At 40.9% G+C, this 18,114-nt stretch carries 19 protein-coding genes and 1 riboswitch; of the genes, 6 read left to right on the top strand and 13 right to left on the bottom strand.

Translation table 11 applies throughout. The features are described from left to right. Window positions 1-11: 11 nt before the first annotated feature. From ung to ACZ5WS_RS06190, 8 genes are all read right to left on the bottom strand, one after another. Window positions 12-674 carry a uracil-DNA glycosylase gene (ung, locus tag ACZ5WS_RS06225; protein WP_464711170.1) on the bottom strand — a complete coding sequence of 221 codons (663 nt, stop codon included), beginning with the start codon at window positions 672-674 and terminating at the stop codon, window positions 12-14. Further along, on the bottom strand, window positions 671-1,519 hold the full coding sequence (locus ACZ5WS_RS06220; RefSeq protein WP_464711168.1) for a cobalamin-binding protein: 849 nt from the start codon (window positions 1,517-1,519) through the stop codon (window positions 671-673). The genes ung and ACZ5WS_RS06220 overlap by 4 nt, the downstream gene beginning before the upstream one ends. After that, window positions 1,519-2,118, bottom strand: a complete 600-nt coding sequence (gene cobO, locus ACZ5WS_RS06215; protein WP_016900538.1) for a cob(I)yrinic acid a,c-diamide adenosyltransferase — start codon at window positions 2,116-2,118, stop codon at window positions 1,519-1,521. The genes ACZ5WS_RS06220 and cobO overlap by 1 nt, the downstream gene beginning before the upstream one ends. Further along, a complete protein-coding gene (locus ACZ5WS_RS06210) occupies window positions 2,111-3,592 on the bottom strand; it encodes a cobyric acid synthase (RefSeq protein ID WP_464711166.1) in 1,482 nt (493 codons plus the stop codon). The genes cobO and ACZ5WS_RS06210 overlap by 8 nt, the downstream gene beginning before the upstream one ends. Then, on the bottom strand, window positions 3,592-4,602 hold the full coding sequence (locus ACZ5WS_RS06205; RefSeq protein ID WP_178956560.1) for a FecCD family ABC transporter permease: 1,011 nt from the start codon (window positions 4,600-4,602) through the stop codon (window positions 3,592-3,594). The genes ACZ5WS_RS06210 and ACZ5WS_RS06205 overlap by 1 nt, the downstream gene beginning before the upstream one ends. A 1-nt stretch (window position 4,603) precedes the next feature. Beyond that, complete coding sequence (locus ACZ5WS_RS06200; RefSeq protein ID WP_464711164.1) at window positions 4,604-5,416, bottom strand: ABC transporter ATP-binding protein; 813 nt, start codon at window positions 5,414-5,416, stop codon at window positions 4,604-4,606. 74 nt (window positions 5,417-5,490) lie between these two features. Continuing rightward, a riboswitch (cobalamin riboswitch) is annotated at window positions 5,491-5,628 on the bottom strand. A 49-nt stretch (window positions 5,629-5,677) separates the two neighbouring features. Next, a complete protein-coding gene (locus ACZ5WS_RS06195) occupies window positions 5,678-6,607 on the bottom strand; it encodes a porin (protein ID WP_138606643.1) in 930 nt (309 codons plus the stop codon). Between the two features lie 163 nt (window positions 6,608-6,770). Continuing rightward, window positions 6,771-7,640 carry a LysR family transcriptional regulator gene (locus ACZ5WS_RS06190; protein WP_008467766.1) on the bottom strand — a complete coding sequence of 290 codons (870 nt, stop codon included), beginning with the start codon at window positions 7,638-7,640 and terminating at the stop codon, window positions 6,771-6,773. An 89-nt stretch (window positions 7,641-7,729) separates the two neighbouring features. Between ACZ5WS_RS06190 and ACZ5WS_RS06185 the strand changes: the two genes are divergently transcribed. Both ACZ5WS_RS06185 and ACZ5WS_RS06180 read left to right on the top strand, forming a co-directional pair. Then, complete coding sequence (locus tag ACZ5WS_RS06185) at window positions 7,730-8,104, top strand: MaoP family protein (protein ID WP_138606645.1); 375 nt, start codon at window positions 7,730-7,732, stop codon at window positions 8,102-8,104. Window positions 8,105-8,190: 86 nt separating this feature from the next. Further along, window positions 8,191-9,423, top strand: a complete 1,233-nt coding sequence (locus tag ACZ5WS_RS06180) for a GGDEF domain-containing response regulator (RefSeq protein WP_138606647.1) — start codon at window positions 8,191-8,193, stop codon at window positions 9,421-9,423. 3 nt (window positions 9,424-9,426) lie between these two features. Here ACZ5WS_RS06180 and rarD read toward each other — a convergent pair whose 3' ends face one another. Continuing rightward, entirely contained in the window at window positions 9,427-10,347 is a 921-nt protein-coding gene (gene rarD, locus ACZ5WS_RS06175) for an EamA family transporter RarD (RefSeq protein ID WP_464711161.1), read from the bottom strand. A 51-nt stretch (window positions 10,348-10,398) separates the two neighbouring features. After that, window positions 10,399-10,854: a thioesterase family protein gene (locus ACZ5WS_RS06170; RefSeq protein ID WP_464711159.1), complete on the bottom strand. Its 456-nt coding sequence runs from the start codon at window positions 10,852-10,854 to the stop codon at window positions 10,399-10,401. Window positions 10,855-10,997: 143 nt separating this feature from the next. Here ACZ5WS_RS06170 and recQ point away from each other — a divergent pair, with 143 nt between their 5' ends. The 4 genes from recQ to ACZ5WS_RS06150 all read left to right on the top strand — a co-directional run bounded on the left by recQ (window position 10,998) and on the right by ACZ5WS_RS06150 (window position 15,611). Then, complete coding sequence (recQ, locus tag ACZ5WS_RS06165; RefSeq protein WP_008467757.1) at window positions 10,998-12,821, top strand: DNA helicase RecQ; 1,824 nt, start codon at window positions 10,998-11,000, stop codon at window positions 12,819-12,821. 7 nt (window positions 12,822-12,828) lie between these two features. After that, entirely contained in the window at window positions 12,829-13,113 is a 285-nt protein-coding gene (locus ACZ5WS_RS06160) for a DUF3630 family protein (RefSeq protein WP_413400771.1), read from the top strand. Between the two features lie 139 nt (window positions 13,114-13,252). Next, a complete protein-coding gene (locus tag ACZ5WS_RS06155) occupies window positions 13,253-14,971 on the top strand; it encodes a POTRA domain-containing protein (RefSeq protein WP_055012534.1) in 1,719 nt (572 codons plus the stop codon). A gap of 64 nt (window positions 14,972-15,035) precedes the next feature. After that, window positions 15,036-15,611 carry a mechanosensitive ion channel domain-containing protein gene (locus ACZ5WS_RS06150; protein ID WP_010391553.1) on the top strand — a complete coding sequence of 192 codons (576 nt, stop codon included), beginning with the start codon at window positions 15,036-15,038 and terminating at the stop codon, window positions 15,609-15,611. 53 nt (window positions 15,612-15,664) lie between these two features. On the opposite strand, the gene ACZ5WS_RS06145 is transcribed toward ACZ5WS_RS06150, so the two are convergent. From ACZ5WS_RS06145 to ACZ5WS_RS06135, 3 genes are all read right to left on the bottom strand, one after another. Next, window positions 15,665-16,723, bottom strand: coding sequence for a succinylglutamate desuccinylase/aspartoacylase family protein (locus ACZ5WS_RS06145; protein ID WP_138608439.1), 1,059 nt, complete (start codon window positions 16,721-16,723; stop codon window positions 15,665-15,667). Continuing rightward, on the bottom strand, window positions 16,710-17,615 hold the full coding sequence (rimK, locus tag ACZ5WS_RS06140) for a 30S ribosomal protein S6--L-glutamate ligase (protein ID WP_008467750.1): 906 nt from the start codon (window positions 17,613-17,615) through the stop codon (window positions 16,710-16,712). Before rimK ends, ACZ5WS_RS06145 begins: the two co-directional genes overlap by 14 nt. A gap of 66 nt (window positions 17,616-17,681) precedes the next feature. Continuing rightward, window positions 17,682-18,104: an ATP-dependent zinc protease family protein gene (locus ACZ5WS_RS06135; protein WP_010391555.1), complete on the bottom strand. Its 423-nt coding sequence runs from the start codon at window positions 18,102-18,104 to the stop codon at window positions 17,682-17,684. Between the last annotated feature and the right edge of the window lie 10 nt (window positions 18,105-18,114).

Genomic DNA, 18,114 nt, shown 5'->3' with positions numbered 1-18,114 from the left:
TACCAATTAACCTATACTTGCCAATTAATGGGCTGTGCTCCTTGCGCTATTAACAGCTCATTGGTTTTTGAAAAGTGCTGACAGCCAAAAAAGCCGCGATGCGCTGAAAGCGGTGAAGGGTGCGGTCCAGACAATATATGATGGCGCTGGCGATCAATGCTTTTACCTTTTTTTTGTGCATGTGCGCCCCACAAAATAAACACCACTCCTAGGCAATGCTCATTTATATGAGTAATTACGTTATCAGTAAATTGCTCCCAACCTAAATGTTTATGGGAATGGGCTTGCCCTTGCTCTACTGTTAGTACGGTATTAAGCAAAAACACACCTTGATCTGCCCAGCTTTGTAAATAGCCATGCTCTGGCGTAATAAAACCATTAATGTCAGTCACTAACTCTTTATAAATATTTTTAAGTGAAGGCGGGAGCTTTTTAACTTCAGGCAATACAGAAAAACACAAGCCATGCGCTTGCCCTTCTCCATGGTAAGGGTCTTGACCTAATATAACCACTTTAATGTCGCTAAGTGGAGTTGCATCAAATGCGCTAAACACCTGCGGTTCTGGTGGGTATACAGCAATGCCTTCAGCTCGTTTATTCGTAACATATTCAAGGGTTTGCTGCATATATGCTTGGCTAAGTTCATGGTTTAAAAAAGATGACCAGTTGCTCATAATTGACTCTTAATAAGTTTTCTAGATACCTCAACTTTGTCACACATTTGTGCTAACCCATCAAGCATTCTAGGGGAAAAACGATGTAATAAATCCGCGTTAACGCTAATAAATTGCTCATATTTAACCGCCGGAATTTCAGGCCATTGCTGCCAATTAACTGTAGGTATTACCCGTTTTGATTTTTCATCAGGAATAATAATAACTTGTGGCTTAGTCACTATCACGTTTTCAATACTGATTTGTGGGTAATCTGTGTCGCTGTCGGCAAATACATTAGTTACTTGGCAGGTTTCGATTAACTGATTTATCCAGGTATTTTTTGATACCGTCATCATAGGCTCAGGCCACAGCTGATAAAACCCAGTAAGCGTGGTTTTATTTTGCTGCGCGGCTTTAATTGCGTTGAGCTTAGCTGTAAATGCCTCTGCTACCTTTTTACTTTGCTCAATATGACCAGTTAATTGACCTAGTTTTAGTATTTCTTTAGCAACGCCTTCAATAGAGCGTGGATTACTTAAATGCAATTCAATCCCTAGTCGCTTAATTTGTGCTAAATCTTCTGCCTGATTACCGCTTTTCCACGCAATGACCATGTCAGGCTTGAGCATGAGTAACTTTTCGATAGAAATGCCATTATAGCCGCCGATACGTTCAATTTTAGTCGCCTCTTGTGGGTAATCTGCGTAATCCAGCGTGCCCACTATTAGAGCACCCGCCCCAATGGCATATAAATTTTCGACTATGTGTGGTGCCAAAGCCACAATACGAAGCGGCTTGTCGGCTAAGGCTTGAGGTACATAAACAGCAAACAATAACAGCCCAAGAACAATGCGTTTTAACATTAGTAATCAAAGCCTTTTAGTGCTTTTACGCCCGACTCAAATGCATGTTTTACATTTCGTACTTCACTTACCGTATCGGCCAGTTCAATTAATGTACGGTGCGCAGCACGGCCAGTAATAATTACCGATTGCATTACAGGTCGGTTGTTAATTGCAGCAACCACTTCCTCAAGGTCGATATAGCCATAGGTCACCATATAGGTGAGCTCATCGAGTAATACCACATCGATACTGCTGTCGCTTAGCATCCGCTTTGACTCTTGCCATGTTGCTTGTGCTGCCGCAGTATCGGCCTCTTTATTTTGCGTATCCCAAGTAAAACCTGTGTTCATAACAGCAAATTCAACTCCAGCTCCTTGTAGTAAATTACGCTCACCACATTCCCATGTACCTTTAATGAACTGACATACCGCGGCCTTTTTACCATGGCCAACACAGCGTGCAACCACACCAAAACCAGAGGTTGATTTACCTTTGCCATTACCAGTAATAACCTGAAAAATGCCTTTTTCTTGCTGTGCCGCTGCTACTCGAGCATCAACTTGTTCTTTTACTTTTTGCTGGCGCTGTTGGTGCTTGTCGTTTGTTGATTCAGTCATTGTTATGTCCTTGGTAAATTTTAATAATTTGTTCAATGTTTAAATGTGTTTGGCACATTTCAGCGAGGCGTTCTAGCTGGCGCTCGCGATGCTCATTGATGCTGATACCACTAATTTCACTGTCTGGTTTTAGCCACTTTAATAGCAGCTCTGTAGCGGCTGCGTTGTCAAATAAGCCATGTAAATAAGTACCAGCAATAGCATTATCATCACTAATAAAACCATCAGTTTCAAAGCCATTTGGGTGTTTATTAAAGCGAATAAGTGGTTTGTTGAGCGCTTGACCTTTACTGATCCCAGCATGTATTTCGTAACCCTGACAAGCAGCCTGCTGCTGGTTTAAATTGAGTATTGCATTTACTTGGCTTAGCACTTTTTGCTCACCTAAAATGGTATCAAAATCACTAAGCGCTAACCCAGCTATTTGCCCTAATGATGATTCCACCGCATTAGGGTCACAAATCGTATTACCTAGCATTTGCATACCGCCGCAAATACCCAATACTTTGCCACCATAGCGTAAATGGTGTTTTATTTGCTGATCCCAGCCTTCATTTTTTAAAAATACCAAATCGCTAAGTACATTTTTACTGCCAGGCACAATAATTAAATCAACATCAGGAATTGTTTGAGTATGGCGCACATAGGTTATATTTATATGTGGGTGTAATCGCAGTGCATCAAAATCGGTATGGTTACTAATATGAGGCACTAGCAGCACCGCAATATTAATGCTGGCCTCGGTAACATTATTATCTATGGCAACAGCATCTTCGGCATCAAGTGCTAAATCGTGTAGGTAGGGTAACACCCCTAACACAGGTTTACCTGTGTACTCTTCAAGCCAATCTAACCCGCCTTGTAATAGGCTAATGTCACCACGAAAACGATTAATCACAAAGCCTTTTACCCGTGCTTGCTCAGACTCGCTTAATAGCGCCAAAGTCCCTACGAGGTGAGCAAACACACCCCCTTTATCAATATCGGCAATAATAATAACCGGGCAATCGACCTTTTCGGCGTAGCCCATATTGGCAATATCGTTTGCGCGTAAGTTAATTTCAGCTGGGCTGCCAGCCCCTTCAACCAACAACAAGTCAAAGCGTTTAGCTAAACGATTATGCGAGGTTAATACCGCATCCATAGCCACTTTTTTATAGTCATGGTAAGAGTCGGCTTCCATATTGCTAATAGCCCTACCATGAATAATAACTTGCGCGCCAGTATCACTATTGGGTTTGAGTAATATCGGGTTGAAGTCTATTTCAGGTGCTACTTTTGCCGCAACGGCTTGTAATGCTTGTGCTCTACCAATTTCACCGCCATCATGCGTTACGGCACTATTAAGCGCCATATTTTGCGGTTTAAACGGCGCAACATTAACACCTTGATTAGCAAACACTCTGCAAAGTGCTGCAACCAGGGTACTTTTACCCGCATCTGAGGTAGTGCCTTGTACCATTAGTGTTTTCATTATTGAACCACCAGCTGACGCTTACGAAAATACAATATACTTAAAAAGAATAGACTGCCGATAGCCGCCGTGATCACCCCAATTGGCAGCTCTTGGTTGCTTAATAGTGAACGAGCAAGCACATCGACCCACACCATAAATATTCCCCCAACTAATCCGGTCATTAATAATCCAACGCGGCTACCTTGAGAGATAAAAAAGCGCACTATGTGTGGCACCATCAAGCCAACAAAACCAATACCACCACAGTTGGCAACTAACACGGCCGTGATCAACGAGCTTAAAATAAGCATTAAAATTCTAAAACGATGTACTCTTACGCCAAGCGTTGTCGCACTTTCATCGCCTAACAACATGGCATTAAGCTGGCGCCTAAAACCCAACATGATTATTGTACAGACTATAATGACTAAGACAGGTAACAGCAGCGACTGCCACTGTGCTTTAGCAAAACTACCTAAAGTCCAAAATAAAATAGCCGCGACTGCTTGTGGATCGCTCCAATAAAGTAACAAACTAGTAAAAGCACTAAATAAAAATGATAAGGCTACCCCCGCCAATAACATCGATTCAACTTGGGCATTACGCTGGCTGCCAGCAATTAAAATTAATAATCCCATCGCCACTAAACTACCGGTTAATGCCGCCCCAGATAGCGCAATACCCGCCCCAGCTCCCACAAAAGACATTAGTATAACCACACCTAATGAAGCGCCGGACGAAATACCAAATAAATAAGGATCTGCTAAGGGGTTACGGGTGACTGTTTGTAGTATTAAACCTGCAATCGCTAAGCCACTCCCAGCTAAAAAAGCCAGTAAAGTACGTGGCATTCTTAATTCAATAATAATACGGCTGGTAAATAAAGCCTCGTTTGAAAAGGTTAAGCTTTGATATACATCTGCGAGCGACGTGGGTGCCGCACCAAAACTCAGTGCAATAAATAAACTTAATAGTGCGCATAGTAGCGCAGCGATTAATGCAACGGTATGGTTAGAAAAAACCGTCATATTATTGGTATCCATAATAATAAGTAATATGAGGAATAGCCTCACCCGAAGCTGCTGATTGAGGGTGAGTGCTCACTTGTGCACAAACGCCAAACACCTCATCCAGCATCTGCTCAGTGACCACTTTATTTGGCTTACCTGCATCAACAACTTTTCCATTTTTAATAACCACTAACTCATCACACATAGCAGCAGCTAAATTTAAGTCATGAAATGACGCAAACACGGTAATTCCTAGAGATTTAGCCAGCTCCATCAGTTGAATTTGATATTTCACATCAAGGTGACTAGTTGGTTCATCCATAATAAGAAGTTGCGGTTGCTGCACAATAGCGCGGGCAATAAAGGCTCGTTGCTTTTCACCGCCAGATAGCGAATCAAATAATTGAGTACTATGAGATTCAAGCCCCACATGGCTAATAGCCTGAGCTATTTTTTGTTTATCTGCTTGGGTGGTCGAACTGAATAACGTTTTATGTGGCGTAAGCCCTAGAGCCACAACATCGAATAACGAGAGGTTAAATTGCGACGGTGTTTCTTGGAGCACAACGGCAACTTGCTTTGCGTAGTCTTCGCTTTTTAGTTGCCAAATATCGGTGTTATTAAATTTAACCTCTCCCGCTGACGGCTGATTAAATCGATACAAGCACCGCAGTAAACTCGATTTTCCCGCACCATTAGGACCAATTAAGCCAACAAACTTGCCACGCTCAATACTCACATTAATATGCTCAAGGATTAAGGTGTTACCCACTCGCCAAGAGACATTATTAACGGTTAGAAGTGCAGTTTTTTTAGCGGTTTGAGTGTGCAAAAAATTATCCTAGGCAGAGAAAACCCACACTCAGTACCACAAGTACCAAAAAGAAAATGAGTTAACCCGCTCGTTATATGAAGTTTTAAGGCACTTGTATCTGACTTACAGTAAAACTGTTCACAGTTACGGGTATAGTTGAGGAGTTTCACCTCATTCCAAATGCTTGGCTATTATGCGCAGATAAGTAAATAATTTAAAGCAAAAAAAACCGCACTCAGCTGAGTGCGGTTAAAAGGGAGTGTTTTAACTAAGTATTAGTTAAAACTTATATTCCATACCTAAACCTAGGTAATCTTGGTCAACGTTGTTGTCCATATCAAAACTTGAGTAAAAGCCAAATACCTTAAGGTTTTTGTTTAGCTTGTGATCAACACCTACCGATACTGCGCTTTTATCATCGCTGTCATCAAAATCCATTGTTTGATATTGCACTTTAAAAGTGTTGCTACCCATTAGGTAAGCTGCATTCAATAAGTAACCGTCAGCCTCAGCGCTACCGTCTACTTTTTCTTGTGTTTGGTACATTGCGCCAAGTCTAAAGTCTTCAATTTTACCTTGAACTGTTGCACGTACTACGTCGTAACCATTTACTTCACTATCAGCAGCAACAGCAGCATATACAGCGCTCTTTTTAAGACCTGCATCGCCGTAAGTTAATGCCACTGAGTAACCATTTTTGGCATCTTTATCGTCTTCTGCAATAAATGAAGCTAACACTTTAAAGCCTTCATATGAGTTTGAAGCGTAAGATACTGAGTTACCTAAACGGTTTTCACCTTTAAACGTGTTTTTAATATCACCTTCAAGGTCATTAAATAAATCAAGTTTACCTTGCGCCTGCTTTAGCGCGGTATCGTTACGGCCTATTACTACCTGACCAAATGAACCTTTAAAACCTACATATTGATTACGCGCTGAAATATTATCTTTATCGCCTTTTGAGTCAGCGTCCGACACATCAACCTGAAACTCAAACTTATAAACAGCTTCTAAACCGTCTGAAATTTTTTCAGACCCCTTAAGTCCGAAACGAGATGCATTACTTTTAATTTCAGTAAACGACCCTTCTCCATCATCAGATGATTGAACGGTTACATTCGCTTTACCGTAAATGTCTACTTCTGCAAGCGCATTAAAAGATAAACCACTAAGTAAGGCTAGGCATAGGCTCGATTTTGCAAATTTCATGTTATTTCCTCGATAAACACAATAGACTAATTTTTAAAACAGCAGCAGTGTGTCACCGCTAAATGACAAAAATATTACAAAGGACATATTTTTGTCTTTTTAAGTTAATAAAACTGCATTAAATCTGAAATCAAAATAACATCTAAAATATACCGTCTAACGACTACTTACTTTGTTTCAGTAAACTCGGTGTCATTTGCGACAGCAAATTAACCAGAGTTTCTATTAACTCTTTCTGTTCGTTATCTCTATGATAGGCAACAAATACATCTCTTGACGTATTTTCTACCCCTTTTACATGAAAAAGTTCGCCTTTTTCTAAATGATCTTTAACTAATACCTGTGGAATAAACGCACTGCCGCCACATTGCAGTATTAAATCAAGGGCTATACGTCCGGTACTGGTTCTAAAATAAGGCGGCGTTTTACCGGTAAACTGACGCGCATGCCAAAGAGAAAACGTAGTTCCCCAATCAACATAAACATATTGATTATCAAAAAAGTTATCGCCTGTTGCGGTATCGTAGCCACTAACCGGAATAATAGGTAGTTCACAAATTCGTTCAACAACGAGTTCGTCTACTTTTGGTGGATCAAATAAAATGGCTAGATCAAGGGTGCGCTCTAATAGTAATCGAGTACTCTCTTGTTGTGCTTTTACCTCTGCCACCAAAGATACACCGGGCATAGCCGATACTATATTTGTAATACCAAACTGTAAAAACGCATCCCAAATATTAGGAGTCCCAGCCAAGCTGATTTGCTTATGCATATTATCTGCAAGTGCAACATCCACTTTGGCCCTTTGCATTCCAGTAATAATCATTTGTGCATGCGGCAACAAGCGCTCACCCGGAGCCGTTAGTTGAATATTATTGCGCTGGCGAATAAATAAATTTACGCCTAAGCCCTGCTCTAATTGACGAATTCGAAAACTCACTGCAGACTGCGTTATGTATAGGTTTTCTGCCGCTTTACCAAAATGGCGAGTACGCACCACTTCAACAAATGTTTTTAATAAATCTATGTCCAATTTTTTATCCTCACGATAAAAATTTTTTGTTTAAAAAAATAGCGATTATGACCCATACTCCAGCTAATAATTGGTATGAGGGTACAGCTATGAGCAATGATATTTCACTACTTCGTCAAGCATTTGTTAGTCAACGTCAGTTTTATGATGATCAAAACTTTCCACGCGGATTTAGCCGCAGCGGACACTTTACCTTGTTAGAGGCAAGTATTTTAGAACAGCACGGTGTTGTTTTAAAAAGTTTGTATAACAAAACAGTTGAGCCGCAAAACGAATATCAACAACAATTTGTAAATGCAATAAGTGGCATCATAGAGCCAAGTAACCCCATTGAGCGAGCATGGGTTAAATACTTAAAGCTAACAACCTGCAAAACAAAATTTCATACATTATTTGGTCGCTCAAAAATTTCAGGGCCAACACCAATCAGCCAAGATTATTATTCTGAGGCTGACAATCTATAAGTCATTACAATAGTTGCTTTTTGGCGTTTTAGCAGTTACAACTTGTATAAGCAAACACTTTTGCAAAATTTAAACAAGGCTGTTACGTGACGCACAGAATACTTATTATTGAAGACACCCCTACTATTGCGCGAGTGCAAAAGCATATCGCGCAAAAAGCGGGCTACGAGGTTGATATTGCTCAGTCGCTGGCTGAGACTAAAGAGCTGATAAGTAAACATGCTTATTTTTGCGCAGTGGTAGACTTTATATTACCTGATGCCCCACAAGGGGAAGCGGTTCCCTGCACCGTTGCAGCAGATATTCCTACCATAGTTATGACAGGCAATATCGATAATCAAACTCGCGATACCGTCGAAAAATACCCTATTATTGATTACATTATCAAAGGCAATAAACAAGCTTACGAATATTTAGAAAAGCAGCTTTATCGCCTACCTCGAAATAAGCAGGTAAAAGTACTGGTTGTTGATGATTCAGCTTCAACACGCCAATATATTTGTAATTTATTAACACGTCATAAATATCAAATCTTTCAAGCAGCCGATGGCCTAGAGGCGCTTAAAGAGCTTGAAAACACCCCTGACATCTCTGTGATCATCACAGATAAAGAAATGCCTAACATGGGCGGTATTGAGCTATGTAATGAAATTAGGCGCATTTATAGTAATGACGAAAAAGCTGTTATTGGTATCTCAGGCGCTACATCGTCTAATTTGTCTGCTTTATTTCTAAAAAATGGAGCAAACGATTATCTATATAAACCTTTTAACAGTGAAGAATTTTACTGCCGGTTGAGCCAAAACGTCGATATGCTAGAGCATATCGAAACTATAAAACGCCAAGCCAATACCGACTATTTAACTAAACTCCCTAATCGCCGTTACTTTTTTGAAGAGGCTAATAAGTCATTAAAGCAGTTTAAAAAAGCAAAAATGCCGGCACAGCTCGCCATGCTTGATATTGACCATTTTAAAGCGATTAACGATACCTATGGTCATGATGCCGGAGATGAAGTGCTTAAAGGGCTTGCGATATGCTTTAATAAATATTTTGAAAACCAATTGGTTGCCCGTTTAGGCGGAGAAGAATTTGCGGTATTTTTTACTGAGCTAACCGAACAGGAGGCGCTAAAACGACTAGAGAGCTTCAGGCTTTTTATTGAGCTTAACAGTCATGAATTCAGTCAAGCAAACATCAAGTTTACGCTGTCGATAGGCTTCAGCAACAGTAAAACCTATCAGATTGATGAGCTATTAAAACAAGCCGACTTAAAGCTCTACAAAGCCAAAGAGTCGGGTCGTAATAAAGTGGTTTAGTTTTTAAACCACACCAGAGGCTACAATGGCCGCTTTTCTGCGTTTTCGCGATTGATGGTATGAGTCCCAACTAAAAATAGCCAATGCGCTCCAAATACACGCAAAGGTAATTACGCGCTCAGCATCAAACACTTCACCATATAATACCACCGCTAAAATAAACATTAGGCTAGGCCCTATATACTGAAAAAACCCTAACGTTGTATATTGCAAACGCTTAGCCGCGCCGGTAAAACACAGCAGTGGCAGCGTAGTTACTATGCCCGCGCTCACCAATAATGCATTAGTTAGCCAATCATTCACTGGTAAATTTGACGTTTCAGTCGGTACCATTAGCCACCAATAGGTAAGCGCCACGGGTAACAATATTAATGCCTCAATTAAAATCCCAGGCAGAGCATCAACTTGTAGCTTTTTACGTAATAAGCCATATAGTGCGAAAGATGTCGCTAATGAAAACGCTACCACGGGAAATGAGCCAAAACTAATTAGCTGTAACAACACGCCTGTAAAAGCTAAAGCAACAGCAGCACCTTGCAACTTACGTAATCGCTCGTTTAAAAACACCATACCAAGCAACACATTTAATAGAGGATTAATGTAGTAACCTAGGCTGGCATCCAACATGTGATTGTTATTGATGGCCCAAATAAACAATCCCCAGTTAAACCCTAGTAAGGTCGAGGTAACAACTAACATCAAAATAAGTTTAGGTTGGATTAAAATGCGTTTAATTTTATCCCAGTAGCTGAGCACACTCACCACCACAATAAGAAACACCACAGACCAAATAACACGGTGCATTAAAATTTCAAATGCTGACACATGTTGGATCATCTTAAAATAAATGGGTGCGAGGCCCCACATAAAAAAAGCGAGGCAGGCAAAAATAGCGCCCTTTCGCTGCTCGGTATCAATCGACATAGTAACCACTTGGTGATTTAAAAGGCCGTCAGTTTAACCCCCTCTCACTTTTTAGCCAACTAAATACGTGCCCGTTCCAAAAGCAATTTGTACTGACTTCTCGTTGTGCAACTCCATTCGACACACGCATACTTTATTTCCTGAGCGAATCAGCTTAGCACTAGCAATAAATACCTCGCCTTTGCCTGGACGTAAATAGTCGGTGCGTAAATCTATTGTCCCCAGTGTGGCTAACTTTTTATGTACACTGGGTAAATCTGCATCGTCTAGTTTTCCTATAACGCTGGCGGCAGCAAGCATTCCACCGACATTATCAAGTACCGCCGAAATAACTCCGCCATGGAGAATTTTTTGCGCGGGGTTGCCTATTAATACATCTTGCCAAGGAAAGGAGATTTTAGCTTGTTCAGTACTAAGTGACTCCACCGCTATTTTTAAAAATTGGTTAAAAGGCATATTATTAACAAACAACGCCCCAAGTTGTTCAATCAACATTTCTTTATTCATTATTATTCTCTATGTTTTAAGGTGGTACGATGAGTAAAGCACAACTTAAAGCTGTTGTAACCTCCTCGATTATCATTACCGATGTTTACACCAAATAATGAAAGCTAAAGACATCCTGATAAAAAACCACTAAAATAGCGCCGATGAATACACTAACTCCCTCTCCAAATACGCTGGTGCGTAAACCTGAAACTGTACTCAAACAAGTGTTTGGTTACAGCGAATTTCGCGACGGTCAAAGTGCAGTAATCGATGCTGCGATTAACGGCCAAGACTCGTTAGTATTATTGCCTACCGGTGGTGGTAAATCGGTGTGTTACCAAATACCCGCACTAGTATTAGAGGGGGTAACCATTGTTATCTCTCCGCTCATTTCTTTAATGCAAGATCAAGTAACTCAGTTACAAGCTCTGGGCGTAAAAGCCGCTTATATAAATAACAGCTTAGCCCGTGAAGAACAGCAGTTAGTCTATCAGCAGTTGCATCAGGGGCTAATAAAATTACTTTATGTTGCCCCAGAGAAAGTACTACAAAGGGAATTTTTAGAGCGCTTATCGCATTTAAATGTCAGTTTGTTTGCTATTGATGAAGCACACTGTGTTTCTCATTGGGGACATGACTTTAGACCTCACTATTTTAGATTAAATGAATTAAAGCAACGCTTTACACATGTACCTATGATGGCACTCACTGCCACCGCTGATAAAGCCACCCGCTTTGATATTGTTGAGCAACTCAAGCTACAGCAGCCATATATTCACACCGGTAGCTTTGACCGCCCTAATATTCGTTACACCATAGAAGAAAAATTTAAACCTATGGTGCAATTACTACGTTATTTGAAAGAGCAAAAAAATCAAAGCGGTATTATTTATTGCACCAGCCGCAAGCGAGTTGATGACATTGCTGAAAAGCTTGCCGATGCAGGTCTTAATGCGGCGGCTTATCATGCGGGAATGAGTAACGAACAGCGTCAATTTGTGCAAACTGGGTTTGCCCGTGACGATATTCAAATTGTGGTTGCCACCGTTGCCTTTGGTATGGGAATTAACAAGCCTAACGTACGTTTTGTACTGCACTATGACATTCCAAAAAGTATTGAAGCGTATTACCAGGAAACCGGTCGCGCTGGACGTGATGGACTCGCTGCAGAAGCCATTATGTATTTTGACCCCGCCGATATAGGCCGGGTTAGACGCTTTTTTGAAGATATTGACGATGAACAACGCCGTCGTGTAGAAGAGCAACGCTTTAATGCCATGGCCAGTTTTGCCGAAGCGCAGACCTGCAGACGTCAAATATTATTAAACTACTTTAGTGAATACCAACGAGAGCCGTGCGGTAACTGCGATATTTGCTTAAATCCTCCAAAAAGCTTTGATGGCACACTGGTGGCCCAACAAGCACTTTCGTGTGTGTATCGGGCACAGCAACGATTTGGTTTAGGTTACATTGTAGAGTTATTACGCGGCGCAAATACCAGCCGCATTCGTGATAACAACCATCATGAACTCAGCACCTATGGCATAGGTAAAGATAAAAGCAGTGAGTTTTGGCTCAGTATTTTACGCCAACTTATTCACCAAGGGCTACTAAGCCAAGATATAACTCAAGGCGCATCACTACGGCTTACCGAAGCTGCACGCGCTATTTTAAAGGGTGAATATGCGCTACAACTGGCTGAACCACGCCTACAAGCTAAGCACGTTTATCAGGATAAATTAGCGCAGTTTAATTACGATAAAAAGTTATTCGCTCGCCTACGTGCACTGCGTAAAGAATTAGCCGATGCCGATGACGTACCCCCTTATGTAGTATTTAACGATAAAACGCTGGCCGAAATGGCGCAGCTTATGCCTACCAACGACAGTGAATTTTTAAAAGTGTCGGGAGTTGGTTTTACTAAATTAAACAAATATGGCGGTGAGTTTTTAACCGCAATTCGACATTATCTAGCAACGCAATAAGTCCCTTATGACCGAACTTGAATACGATCACAGACATCAATGTATTATTGTTAAACCAACAGAGTTGCCGCACGATGAAGACTTTGAGTTGTGGGGAACGTTTTTTTTGCACAGCGACGAAATTAGCATTAGTGAATTTGCAGCTGGGGCTGATCGTCACCAACTGCGTTTTAACTATGCTAACCACACTTTTAATTTAAATTTTGAGCATTACAGTCAAAGTGTGTGGATTAACGGCGAAGGTCAAGATGCCGACAACCTATTGGCAGCGTTAACATTTTATTTAAGCTAAGGCCACGTCTATTTATCGCTAATACCTTATAATTGCTATAAAAAATAAACTAAATTGGCACTTTTACTTACATATTAATAACAATGATGTAAGCTAAGAGTAAGTGTTTTATTTTGCAAAATAGCGCTAAAGAGGGTCAATGCTAAATAGAAAATGGATTGCACGTAGTTGTTTTAGCCTTTCTATTTTGAGTATGTTTATGCTCAGCGTTTGCGCGCAAGAAACGCCACTAGCCCAAAGCTGCCAAAATGACGATTCATTGAAAACTTCTGAAATTAACTTGCGTCGACAAATCGAGTCTCAACCTCCATCGCTTACAACAAATAGTAACGCTAAAATTGCCTCAATTAATCTTAAACAACTTAATGTTTTTAATACCGAACTCGAAGCTGAAAACAACGCACTGTTTCGCTTTGCTAATCGTGCACATATACAAACTGAGCCTGAGGTTATTAAAAGCATTTTATTGTTTAAAGCGGGTGATACTTTTAATCAAAAAACCTTGGCTGAATCAGAGCGGCTACTGCGTAAACAAAACTATTTATATGACGCACAAATTGTTGCCAACGAAAACTGCGATGGCGATGTTGATGTAACCGTGGTGACTCGCGATTTGTGGACTTTGCTACCCGAGCTTAGCTTTAGCCGCAGTGGTGGCGAAAATAAATCAAGTATCGGCTTTCGCGAGTCTAACTTATTTGGTTGGGGCAAACGATTATCGTTTGCTCGCAAAACCGACAGTGATCGTAATGGCTATTTATTTGTTTACGATGATCCAAATATCCTATCAACACGCTACAGAGGTCGTATAGAGTATGCCGATAACAGTGACGGTAAAAGTCACTTAGTTGAGCTTACTTACCCATTTTACGCCATTGATACACCCTATAGTTATGGTGCCCTGAGTTACTCTACCCAGCGAGAAGAGGCCCTGTATCTTAGGGGCGATAAATTTAGTGAGTTTGAACAGACCACCGATCTAAATCAGGTATTTTTTGGTCACTCTAAAGCCCTTAGCCATAACTGGACACAGCGCTTGAGCCTAGGTTATATCGATGAGCAACAAACATTTAAAAGCATAGATGAAACCACTGTGCCGCTAGCTGAAAATAGGCAGCTTAGTTATCCTTATGTAAGCGGCCACTGGTTTGAAGATAACTTTATAAAAGTGCGTAACTTTGACAGTATTTACCGTACCGAGGATTTAAATTTAGGTTGGAATATAAAAGCTACGCTGGGTTATTCTGATGAATCAATTAGTAACGACGATAGCCGCGCTATTTACTCGTTTAACTTTAACAAAGCACATTTTAGTGGTGATAATACGCTATGGCGGTTTCACGCAGATATTCAAGGTTATTGGAATAAAGAACAAAAACAGCTTGAAAACTTAATCACCACCAGCCAAATTCAATATTATTTAAATACCAGTATTGATCAGTCTTGGTATGTAAAAGCCAGGCTGCAATACGCAAAAAACCTCACCAACGATAAGCAGCTCACTCTCGGGGGCGAAACAGGTTTACGCGGTTACCCTATTGAGTTTCAACATGGCGATCGGAGTTTTTTAGTCAGCTTAGAAAAGCGCTACTATTGGGAGTATGACTTACTACAACTGTTTAAAGTGGGAGGCGCAGCCTTTCTAGATGTAGGTCGCGCATGGTATAACAATGACTCGAATACCCTGTATCAAGTTGAAAACACACCTGTACTTAAAAATGTTGGACTCGGTTTACGCCTTGCGCCAAGTCGCGCCAACGCGGGTACTATGATCCACCTTGATATTGCCGCGCCACTAAATAAATATAACGATGTTGACTCGGTACAATGGCTACTGAGCGTTAAAAATTCTTTTTAAATCACTACTGCGCACAAAGCTAACACGTTACACTTTGCGCCTATCATTATTGTGAGAATACGTTTTGGAATTAATCTCTCTTTTAGAGCTTGTGAGCACACAATATAAGTTAATCGTAACTGTAATTGCGCTGTTGAGTTTTCCGTTACTGTTAAAGCTAACTAAAAAATTACTCGAAAAAGCCATTAGAGGTAAAATCGACTTACACAGAAAATACCGAGCAGAGTTACTATTAAAAATAATACTCGCCTTTGTTATGTTGTGTTTAGTATTAGTTTTTTGGGGAATAGAGCTGCGTGGTTTATTAGTATTAGGTTCTTCCTTATTTGCCATGTTAGGCGTTGCGCTGTTTGCTGCTTGGTCTCTATTGAGCAACTTAACCGCGTTTTTATTGATGTTTATTCAAAATGACTGCCGTGTAGGCTATTGGGTTAGAATCGTGGATGGTGCCAATGCCATTGAAGGACGCATTATTGAAATGGGGCTGATGAATGTATTACTAGAACACGTTGATGGGCATAGGGTGATTTATCCAAATAACTTATTTGTTACCCGCCCAGTGTTAGTTCTCAATACAGAGCCAAAACCAACAAAGGCGCCTAAAATTAAACGTATTATTGGCCCAAAACCACGTAATTAAATAACAATTAAAAAAGCCGCTTAAGCGGCTTTTTTAATTTTTTACCAGTGAAGTTAATTATTCAGCTCAGCCGTTTTCAGTTCATCATCTAAGTCATTTATCTCATCAATAAACGTTTCTAGCTGCTGCTCTACCAGGCTATTTGCATGTGCAAAATAAGCAATGTGGAATACGGCATCGCCTTCATTTACTAGAGGCATGGTTTGCTGACCAATAATAATACCGCTACGTGGAGCGAGTAATTCAAGCTCAGAGTCGCCAAGTGGGCTACTTATATACGCCAGTATTTGCCCCTTTGTGACACGTTCACCTAACGATACTTGCGCTCTTACTATGCCGTCAACCTCAGCACGTACCCAACTTGTTGAACCAGCAATAATCGGCTCAGGTAGTTTTTTTGGTCGTTTACCGCGCATCATTTTTAAATGGCGCATAACATAATCAACCCCTTGTACTCCCGCAGCAATCGCAATCGGGTCAAAGCGCAGCGCCTCACCGGCTTCGTAGGTAATAACGGGTATGCCCAAATTAGCCGCTTCACTACGTAGTGAACCATTGCGCAGTGATGCGTTAATTACAGCTGGTGTGCCAAAGGCCTTAGCCATTTGCGCTGTAGCTTCATCGGCTAAATTAGCACGTATTTGCGGTAAGTTAGTACGGTGAATCGCCCCCGTATGTAAATCTATAATATGCGTACAGTGCACAGCAACTTGGTTAAAAAACATATACGCCATACGACCTGCTAACGAGCCACGTTCAGAACCTGGAAAGCTTCGGTTCATATCACGACGGTCAGGCAAGTAACGCGACTTATGAATAAAACCAAATACATTCACAATCGGCACCGCTATTAATGTGCCTCGTAGCTGGCTAGGGTCGATTTTAGCCAGTAGCTGGCGCACTACTTCAACTCCATTTAGCTCATCGCCATGTATTGCCGCACATACCATCAATACAGGGCCTTCCATTACACCATTGACCACTTCAATAGGAATATTAAGCGGTGAATGGGTATAAAGCTTTGCAGCTTCCAGCGCCAGTGATTTTCGCTCACCCACGCCAATACTTTCACCTAATAAGGTAAAAGGACTGTTAATTTTAACCTTTGCCACGTGTTGCTGTTCCTTTCACTGAGGCCGTTTTTTCGATGAAATCAATCACCATACCCGCGATATCTTTACCTGTTGCCACTTCAATTCCCTCAAGGCCTGGCGATGAGTTTACTTCCATAACCAAAGGACCACGAGATGAGCGAAGTAGGTCAACGCCAGCAACGTTTAAGCCCATTGCTTTTGCCGCTGCAACCGCTGTTTTACGCTCTTCTGGGGTAATACGCACCAGTGTAGCACTACCACCACGATGAAGATTAGAGCGGAACTCGCCTTCTTGCGCTTGGCGTTTCATTGCTGCAATCACTTTATCACCCAGTACAAAACAACGAATGTCTGCACCGCCAGCTTCTTTAATATACTCTTGCACCATGATATTGGCTTTTAAGCCCATAAATGCTTCAATCACACTTTCAGCTGCTTTACGTGTTTCAGCCAATACCACACCAATACCTTGAGTACCTTCCAGTAATTTAATAACAACCGGTGCACCGCCTACCATTTCTAATAAATCTTTTACGTCATCCGGCTTGCTGGCAAAGCCTGTGACCGGCATACCTACACCTTTACGTGATAGTAATTGCAAAGAACGTAATTTATCGCGAGAGCGAGAAATAGCCACAGATTCATTAACAGGGAACACTCCCATCATTTCAAATTGGCGTAATACAGCACAACCATAAAATGTAACCGATGCACCAATACGTGGCACGATAGCATCGAAATCTTTTAGATTTTCACCACGATAATGAATTTCAGGTTGCTCTGAGTTTATGTTCATATAAGAGCGTAACGCATCAATAACTTTCACTTCATGTCCGCGCGCCTCAGCAGCTTCAATTAAACGACGCGTTGAATATAATTTTTTGTTACGAGATAAAATACCAATTTTCATAGTTAAAACCTTAACTAAATTATGTTGAGTAAGCACATGTAAGTGTATTTACTACTCAACGAATCCTTATAATAAGTGTGATAAAGCCGGATCAACGACTATACGATTTTCCATTGCTGTGCGCCCTAACAACATTCTAAACTTCATTGACGCACGACTTGTTAATGTAATTTCTATTGGCCAACTAAATTCGCCTGCATGCAATGTAGTTTCAATAAAGTAACGCAATTCTTTTTGGCCACTAGAGCTGGTAACGTACTTCATTTTTTTAACTTTGGCATTGCAGGTAATTTGCGTTTGCTCGTCTTCTTGCAATGGTTGGGCTGTAAATTTAACCCACTTTTCGCCATCTACTTCGTACTCTTCAATATTAATTGCATGAATACAGGAAGTACGCGCACCAGTATCTATTTTTGCTTTAATTTGCTCGATACCTAGCTCGGGTAAACTTAACCACTCACGCCAACCAACTGTTATTTTTGTCGTCATAAATGCGCCC

The organism is Pseudoalteromonas sp. 11L1 (genome assembly GCF_055397545.1).
The sequence above is the reverse complement of the archived record's forward strand: the minus strand, read 5'-3'. Positions and strand labels throughout refer to the sequence as shown.